Source organism: Candidatus Epulonipiscium viviparus, assembly GCF_000171335.1.
GTDB classification, from domain to species: Bacteria; Bacillota; Clostridia; order Lachnospirales; family Cellulosilyticaceae; genus Epulonipiscioides; species Epulonipiscioides viviparus.
Window position 1 is genome coordinate 22,518 of sequence record NZ_ABEQ01000029.3, and the last position, 7,628, is coordinate 30,145.

Below are 7,628 nucleotides of genomic sequence, written 5' to 3' on the forward strand. Positions count from 1 at the left end.
AAAAAATTAAGGAGAKATCAATGCATATTACAGCAATTATTGCCGAATATAATCCGTTTCATAACGGACATCTGTACCAAACTGTACAAATAAAACAAAAATTAAAGTCTGATTATATAATTTCTATTATAAGTGGAAACTTTACTCAGCGAGGATTACCCACAATAATAGATAAATTTGCACGTACAAAAATGGCGCTAAAAGCTGGAGTAGACATGGTTATAGAGCTCCCCACAATTAATGCAACTGCAAGTGCAGAATTTTTTGCAAGAGGGGCCATTTCTATTTTGGATAAAACCAGAATAGTCAACGCGCTTTGTTTTGGAGCAGAAACTCCAGATATAGAAAAACTAAAAAATATATCTTCTCTATTAGTTGAGGAACCAACTGTATATAAAAAATTGTTAAATACTTTTTTAAGTTTGGGATTAAGCTATCCTGTTGCTAGAGCAAAAGCAATTTGTGAATATTTTAATGACACCCAATTAGGTGAGTTTATAAGCAAGCCCAATAACATTCTAGGTATAGAATATYTAAAAGCGCTTCAATATTATTTTTCCCCGATCTTACCATTTCCTATACAAAGAGAAGTAACAAATTATAAAGACGAAGAAATTTATTCTAATCTTGCATCGGCATCGGCTGTTAGAAATGCTTTAGCAGAAAATGAACTAGAAAAATTGGAAACAGCCATGCCAAAAGAATGCTTAAAAATTTTGATTGCAGAAAAGCATCCAGATATTGGCAAATTACGCGATATTCTTTATTACAAACTATTAACCACTTCTGTTGCAGACATTGCAGCTACTTGGGATGTACCATCAAATTTAGTAAATTCAATATATAACTTGATAAATAAAAAATTGGAGTATACAGACTTTGTGACAGAGTTAACATCCAAAACATATTCAAAAGCAACGGTGTATCGATCACTTTTGAGAATTATTTTAGGTATTAACACAAAACATAATTGTGATTATGTGAGAATATTGGGAGTGAGAAAAGAAAGTAAAAAGCTTCTATCGATGCTTCATAAATCTGCTGATATTCCTATTATAACTAATGTGAAAGCAGATGCTAAGAAATTGTCCGAAGAGCAAAGAAAGGCGTTATATATAGATTTTATAGCAACTAATTTGTATGGTTTAATAAGTGGTAATTATAATATGTATAATCGCGATCTGACACAAAAATTAATAATGAGCTAGAAAGATGGAGAGGCTTATGCTATTGTGTATCTTTTTAGACTGCTCAAGTTTTAGCAAAGTATAAGTCTAAATATCTACTTCTCATCAAAAGCTACTCAAGCAATCGTTGTTTGTTATAAATTATAAGGATATAATACTACTAGCATATCTCAAAATTAAAGTGTTTTATATTAGAGGGGTTTTTAACTTTCAATTTTTTCAATAGTATCTTTAATCTGATTGCGCTCTTCTTGAATAATTACCATAACTCCAGAAAGATATTCCTCAAACTGTTGAACCTGTTCGTGCACATTATTAAGTAATGACTTTAGTCGATATTCAACCTTTTGAAGTTTTTCATCTGCATGTCTAACACCCATAAGTTGCATTTCTATAGATTCTTGCTTAGCTTTATCAATAATTTCGGTAGCGTATTGAGAAGCTTCTTGAACAATGCTGTGTGTTTCTAACATTTTTTGGATTTTTAGATCAGTATCATTTTTAAGTGCTTGAACATCTAATTGAGCATCTTGAATGATTTGATTTTGATTTTCGACAATAAAAGTTGCTTCGCGAAAAGCTGCTGGTATAAGGTTTATAACTTCGTTTAGCTGCTCTTCCATTTTATTTCGCTCGACTTTGATAAATTGAGAATTAAACATTATATTGGGAGACTCTGCAAGCATCTGTTGTAGATTATTAATAGAATTCATAACCTGTACCATTTTGACATCTAGTTGAGTTTTTGCCATCAAATCACCTCACATTTTAAGTATATAAATTATTTCTTTCGGAACATAATTGTCTACTTCCTTATTAAAATATAGTAGTTCACGTACCATACTAGAGCTGATAAAAGAGTACATAGGATTAGCAAATAACAAAAACGTTTCGATAGTTATATCCAAGCTATTGTTTATTAATGCCATATCTTTTTCGTATTCAAAATCTTTTGAGTTGCGAACACCTTTAACAATCACATTTACGTTTGCGCTTTGCATAAAATCAATTAACAATCCATCATAAGTGGCGACTGTAACGTTGTCAAATTTTTTTGTAGCTAACTTTAGCATGGCGATTCTAGTTTTTAGATCAAAAAGCCCTGTTGCTTTATTGGGGTTATATCCTATTGCAACAATCAATGAAGTAAAGTGCTGACTAGCTCGTGCAATAATATCTATGTGCCCAATAGTAACGGGATCAAAGCTTCCAGGATAAATGGCAGTATTCATATTAAATCCTTTCAAATATGCTAATTCTGGTTGTTGTATAAACCTTTTCTTTTATTAATATTAATTTGTCATTATATATTGGATTTGCATCTGAGGCATCTTCGATAATAATCTTACCTGAGGGTGTGAGTAAATCGTTTGTTACAATAAAATCGATTATTTGTTGTAAATTTACATAATGATAAGGAGGGTCCATAAATATTATATCAAATGTTTCCTTTTGTAAGTAAATTAAATTTAATGCTTCATTGATATCTATTTTATATGTTATTGCAGAATTTTGCAACCTAATTTTTAATAAATTTTTCTCTAATATAGCAAATGCCGCCTTATTGTTTTCAACAAAAGTTGCAGTTTTGGCGCCCCGGCTTAGAGCTTCTATACCAATTTGACCACTGCCACTAAATAAATCTAAAAAACTACATTCTAATAGGTCAAAATTAATTATATTAAATAATGTTTCTTTAATTCTATCTGTAGTGGGTCGAGTATTTAAACCTTCGGGAGAAAGTAATTTTGTTCCTCGAAATTTTCCGCTTATAATTCTCATAATTTCTCTTCTTTCGTAATTTGAATTGAACCCTAACTGAGTTTATACAGAAAGGGTTACATTTATATATTATTCGAAATTAATCTCTTTTTCGGCTAGTCTAAGATTTGTACCTTCTTTGATTAGTCTGTAAAATACAGCAGCGAGAGGTACGCCGATAATCATTCCAGTAAGTCCCCATAATCCAGAACCAATTACAATGGCAAGCATTACAAAAACTCCCGGAAGACCAATAGAATCTCCTACAACTCTTGGATATATAATATCTCCATCAATTCGTTGCATTACAAGTATAAATACAACAAACCATACAGCCATCATAGGGTTACTTGGATCGTCCATAAGCACAATAAACGTTGCAGGAATGGAGCCAAATATAGGTCCAAAAATTGGAATAATGTTTGTGGCACCTATGATTACGCTAACAAGCACGGCATATGGCATTTTAAATATAAGCATTCCTACAAAGCAAAGAATTCCCAAAATAAAGGCTTCCGCAACCTGACCATTAATAAAGTTTGTAAATGAATTATTGGTTATTCTAGAAATATATAAGATTCTTTCGGCTCTTGCTTTAGGTAAATAGGCATACAAAATTCTGCTCATTTGAGAAGATAATCTTTCTTTTCCGGTTAAAAAATAAACAGAAAAGATAAATGCAAAAATCATATTAGTGATACTAGTAGTGATTTCTACAATTCCATTTAAGACTGCTGGTATTACATCAGTTAAAATTGCACTTACAAAGTTCATGACAGTAACCCAAGCTTCTTCGAGCTGAGTGTATATTTCCGAATCAACTGATGTGTCCAATCGACCGTCCATATCATCTAAAAATCCTTGAAATCTAGCAAATAAGATATCTATTTGATCGGGAAGTGTGGAAATTAAGCTTTGAATACTGTTCCAAAGTTGGGGAATAACTAAAATTGCTAAAATAGTTAATACTAAAATAACAAGAGTATACGCCATAACTAATGCTATAACGGATTTAGTAGTTTGTATAGTCTGTGTATCTTTAGAGGACATTCTAAGAACTTTATCTCGAACAAAATTATAAGGTCCTTTTAGGATATATGCTATGATAAATCCAGTAATGACAGGCATTAATAATGTAGTAAACGTATCAAAAGTGCTATTAATTGTTTTTAAATTGATTAATATTAAATATAAAATGATAGCGTAAGTAACGACAACGATGCTCTCTTTAATTCTTTTCTTATCCATATCTAACTCCTTTTTGTAAATTTGTATAATTATAGCATAAAAAATGTAAACAGATCAAGTAATTGAAATAAAAAAGAAGTCAAGAGCATCAACTGTATTTATTCGTCGACAGATCTCTTGACATTTTTTGTTATGTGTTCATTATTCTTTGCTATGATTTTTGACGTACTGTAAAATTGCATCTGCAGTTTCGGGGTCAGGTACATTTTCAATGATTAAATTCAATCCTTTAGCAGATAAATTCTCTAGCATTGTAGAAAYTTCTTCGGGATCTATAAATACAATGAGACGTTTACCTGCATTCTGGATGCGTTGTAAAATGGAGATAAAGCGAGATGCTTTTGGTTGTCCCGCAACATGAGTCCACTGAATTGCTTTGAGTTTTTCAAATGATAGCAATATATCAAGATGTTTCTCTTGCTCGACGCCATCAAAATGATATATAGGGTAATCAAACCAATCAATTTGAGTTTGTAACTCGTTGTATACAAATTTTTCGTACATTGCTGTTGAAAACATAACAGACATGTCGCATTGCATCTGGCCCATTTTTCCATTAGCAAGTAGATGCATCCAGGAGTGGCAAGATCCGTGATTGATGGCTTTAGTGGCATTGTAAAAAAGCTCATTGCCTATTTTCCAGCCTTCGTTTACTGCAKCAATTGCTTTTTGAACAGCATCGGGATTAAGTAGCATCTCGGTTAACACATTTGCAGAGCCATAAAGATGCCCTAATGCATCAAGAGTACCACAATTATCAGGCATTCCGATAAAGTAATCCCCTTGAGAGAGGTTGGCAATCTCAGTTGCTATGGCGACGTATCGGTCTATTGCCGCTTCATCAAAAACAAGGTTATATTCATATAAGTTTTTCCATACAGGATCAAACCAGATGGTATCTTTAAAGAAGATAGGTTTTGCACCATAAAAATTGCAATGACCACTAGTTCCAAAATCTAAAAAAATAGAAGGCAAAGCATCGCCTCCAAGATAGGTGTTCTCCAAGCGTTTTATATTACGATTATGAATTGTTTGGGGATCTAGCCAAAAGCGCTTCATATAACTAGGATCTTTAGCATATTCTTGTTCGTCRAACATATTTAAACTTAGATTTTTCTTYTTTGGAGCAATTATAGAAACTAGAGCGCGGTCTAGCAATTCATTTTCCCAAAAAGCATCAATTCTTTTGCGTACAATATCAATATCCTCTTTAAATCTCATTTTAAAATCCTCTCAAGTGAATTAGCTTTTGCTATACTTTTCAACGCATTTAACGACAGCTGCTGCTGCATCCGGATCTTTTACATTTCTAACGCGTAAATTCAATCCTTTAGCAGATAGATTTTCGAGAATGTCTGGAATTTCTTCGGGAATAACTCCAATAACTAGGCGCTTGCCTGCATCTTGTATGCGTTTTAAAATAGGCATAAAATGAGATGCTTTTGGCTGCCCAGCGACAGGAGTCCACTGGATTACTTTTAATTTATCAAAAGATAGTAAAATATCGAGGTGTCGCTCTTGCTCTGCACCATCAAAATGATAAATTGGATCATCAAACCAAGCGATTTGCCTTTTGAGTTCATCGTAAACAAATTCTTCATATAACTCTGCAGAAAACATAACGGACATATCACATTGCATTTGCCCCATTTTTTTATCAGAAAGCAGATGCATCCAAGAATGGCAAGAGCCTTTATTCACTTCTTTTAATGCCTGATAAAATAACTCGATACTTTCAACCCAGGCAGCGTCAACGGCAGCTAGTGCTTCTTGTAATTCTTCGGGATCTGTTATCATAGCCATGAGAACATTATCGGTGCCGTATAGATGCCCCACCGCATCCAAAGTTCCACAATGGTCGGGTAATCCGATAAAATAATCTCCGTTAGATAACCTAGCAACTTCTTTAATGATAGCAACTTGTTGTTGAATTACTTCTGGAGCAAAGGTGGTTTTCCAATCGGACAGACTGCTCCAAGCAGGATTAAACCATATGGTTTTTGGCGAAACGATGGGTTTACATCCAAAGAATGCAGCATGTCCACTTACTCCAAAATCTGGATGAAATGTAGGCAAGGCATCGCCACCAAGATACGTATTTTCTAATTGCTTGATAGTGCGGTTATGAATAGTTTGAGGGTCAAACCAAAATTTTTCTACATAAGCAGGATCCTTCTCAGCCATTGCCGCATCGAAAATAGGTATATTTTTACCTTTTTCTTTKGGTGTTAAAATAGAAACTAAAGCGCGGTCCATCAACTCGTTTGCCCAGAACGCATCAATCCTCTTGCGTACAATATCAATATCCTCTTTAAATCTCATAAATATTCCCTCCTAATTGTTACATGTACTATATATGTATATCCAAGAATATAGGTAATTATGCTCATGATGTAATTTCATAATGTGATTATAAAGGYCATAGATTATCGATAAAAATTATTGACATTTTAATTGCTTAACCTTATATTTGGAAAGTAATTATTTATGCAAAGGAGCAGACTATGAAAATTATTACAACGACTAGACAAACGTTTTGGCAAGAGAGAACGACAGCGGCAGAAGATAGTATAAAATCTACGTTGGCTATTGCGGGAGAAGCAGAAGAATGGGAAGGTTTTGGTGGTTGCTTTAACGAACTATCTCAAATAGCATTGCTAAAATTAAGTGATCAAAAGCGAAAAGAAGTTTAYGAYATTTTRTTTGCTAAAGATGCGGATGGGTTGAAGTTTGATTTTTGCCGTATTCCAATTGGTGCCTCAGATTATGCAGAGCTGTGGTATTCTCATAACGAAGTAGATGGTGACTATGAGATGGCAAACTTTTCTATTAAACGAGACCAAAAATATTTGATACCATATATAAAAGAAGCTCTCAAACGAAATCCTGATATGAAGTTCTTTGCATCKCCGTGGAGCCCACCAACATGGATGAAATATCCAAAAGCTCATAATTTTGGAACTTTGGTGCAGACAGATAAAAACCTCAAAGCATATGCACTATACTTTGCCTTATTTATAGAAGCCTATGAGAAGGAGGGTATTGTAATTAGTCAGTTACATGTGCAGAATGAGCCTGTATCAAGTCAGAAATTTCCGTCATGTATTTGGACCGGAAAAGAGCTTGCTAATTTTATAGCCAACTACCTAGGACCGGTATTTAAAGAGCGTGGTATAAAGACTAAAATATGGCTTGGAACCCTCAATGGGCCAGAAACAGATAATCGAATGCTGTACACAAGATATGACAACTATGCGAATTTGGTGTTGCATGATGAGAAAGCATATCCTTATATAGAAGGAGTTTCATATCAATGGGCAGGAAAGTACGCGGTGCAAATTACCAAATCTGCTTTCCCCGAAAAGAAGTTGATGCAAACTGAAAATGAATGTGGAGATGGGAAGAATACATGGGAGTATGCGATGTATATTT

Annotated in this window: 8 protein-coding genes; 2 read left to right on the forward strand and 6 right to left on the reverse strand. The window is 33.8% G+C overall.

Going from position 1 to position 7,628, the window contains the following annotated elements:
• Window positions 1–20: 20 nt before the first annotated feature.
• Window positions 21–1,208 carry a tRNA(Met) cytidine acetate ligase gene (locus EPU_RS11660; protein ID WP_052296466.1) on the forward strand — a complete coding sequence of 396 codons (1,188 nt, stop codon included), beginning with the start codon at window positions 21–23 and terminating at the stop codon, window positions 1,206–1,208.
• Between the two features lie 182 nt (window positions 1,209–1,390).
• On the opposite strand, the gene EPU_RS05630 is transcribed toward EPU_RS11660, so the two are convergent.
• The 6 genes from EPU_RS05630 to EPU_RS05655 all read right to left on the reverse strand — a co-directional run bounded on the left by EPU_RS05630 (window position 1,391) and on the right by EPU_RS05655 (window position 6,518).
• Complete coding sequence (locus EPU_RS05630) at window positions 1,391–1,939, reverse strand: hypothetical protein (protein WP_010167481.1); 549 nt, start codon at window positions 1,937–1,939, stop codon at window positions 1,391–1,393.
• Between the two features lie 9 nt (window positions 1,940–1,948).
• Complete coding sequence (gene coaD, locus EPU_RS05635) at window positions 1,949–2,419, reverse strand: pantetheine-phosphate adenylyltransferase (RefSeq protein ID WP_010167483.1); 471 nt, start codon at window positions 2,417–2,419, stop codon at window positions 1,949–1,951.
• A gap of 1 nt (window position 2,420) precedes the next feature.
• The gene (gene rsmD, locus EPU_RS05640; protein WP_010167485.1) at window positions 2,421–2,969 is read right to left on the reverse strand and encodes a 16S rRNA (guanine(966)-N(2))-methyltransferase RsmD; all 549 of its coding nucleotides are present in this window, start codon (window positions 2,967–2,969) and stop codon (window positions 2,421–2,423) included.
• A gap of 69 nt (window positions 2,970–3,038) precedes the next feature.
• Window positions 3,039–4,196, reverse strand: a complete 1,158-nt coding sequence (locus EPU_RS05645) for an AI-2E family transporter (RefSeq protein WP_010167487.1) — start codon at window positions 4,194–4,196, stop codon at window positions 3,039–3,041.
• A 141-nt stretch (window positions 4,197–4,337) separates the two neighbouring features.
• Window positions 4,338–5,417 carry a hypothetical protein gene (locus EPU_RS05650; protein ID WP_029488092.1) on the reverse strand — a complete coding sequence of 360 codons (1,080 nt, stop codon included), beginning with the start codon at window positions 5,415–5,417 and terminating at the stop codon, window positions 4,338–4,340.
• Between the two features lie 21 nt (window positions 5,418–5,438).
• Window positions 5,439–6,518 carry a uroporphyrinogen decarboxylase/cobalamine-independent methonine synthase family protein gene (locus tag EPU_RS05655; RefSeq protein WP_010167490.1) on the reverse strand — a complete coding sequence of 360 codons (1,080 nt, stop codon included), beginning with the start codon at window positions 6,516–6,518 and terminating at the stop codon, window positions 5,439–5,441.
• A gap of 182 nt (window positions 6,519–6,700) precedes the next feature.
• On the opposite strand from EPU_RS05655, the gene EPU_RS11665 reads away from it, so the two are divergent.
• A partial coding sequence (locus EPU_RS11665) for a glycoside hydrolase family 30 protein (protein ID WP_044149623.1) occupies window positions 6,701–7,628 on the forward strand: 928 nt, incomplete at its 3' end.

Excerpts from the sequence above, each read along its gene's own strand:
- EPU_RS05630 (WP_010167481.1), bottom strand. The coding sequence starts at position 1,939 with ATGGCAAAAACTCAACTAGATGTCAAAATGGTACAGGTTATGAATTCT.
- coaD (WP_010167483.1), bottom strand. The coding sequence starts at position 2,419 with ATGAATACTGCCATTTATCCTGGAAGCTTTGATCCCGTTACTATTGGG.
- rsmD (WP_010167485.1), bottom strand. The coding sequence starts at position 2,969 with ATGAGAATTATAAGCGGAAAATTTCGAGGAACAAAATTACTTTCTCCC.
- EPU_RS05645 (WP_010167487.1), bottom strand. The coding sequence starts at position 4,196 with ATGGATAAGAAAAGAATTAAAGAGAGCATCGTTGTCGTTACTTACGCT.